The organism is Liquorilactobacillus sicerae, assembly GCF_029916425.1.
In the GTDB taxonomy this organism is placed as follows: Bacteria; Bacillota; Bacilli; order Lactobacillales; family Lactobacillaceae; genus Liquorilactobacillus; species Liquorilactobacillus sicerae.
In genome coordinates this window covers 1-383 of sequence record NZ_JAHAVQ010000367.1, presented here as the reverse complement: position 1 = coordinate 383, position 383 = coordinate 1, and the positions used below count along the sequence as shown (strand labels likewise).

Genomic DNA, 383 nt, shown 5'->3' with positions numbered 1-383 from the left:
AATAAACGAGTGATTTCTCGATTATCCAATGAATTATTTTGAATATTATCTTGTATTTTTAAAGCCTGTTTCTTTTTAAGATCTGCCAAACTGCCGACAACCTGCAAAAAGGCTGCTACCGTATCCAATGAGGTAAAGAGCGGAACGCCGTTTTCAATCGCAGCGTCCCTGATGGCCTGGCCATCGGACTCCAAGGCTTCATCGGTTTTTAGTCGGTTAATGACAATTTGCAATTTGCCCTGTCGCATGGCTGTGACGGGGTTTAGTTGGTCTTCGGCTATCTTTCCCAGCTGTCTGACCGGTAAATGCTTTTCTCGCAGAAAGCTGCTTGTCCCGGCCGTTGCCCACAGGACATAGCCTTATTGATCTAAACGTCTGGCCAG

Annotated in this window: 1 pseudogene; it reads right to left on the bottom strand. The window is 46.0% G+C overall.

From position 1 onward, the window contains the following. Nucleotides 1-89: 89 nt before the first annotated feature. Nucleotides 90-359 (bottom strand): annotated as a pseudogene (locus KH893_RS12865) (hypothetical protein); the annotation flags it as partial. Between the last annotated feature and the right edge of the window lie 24 nt (nt 360-383).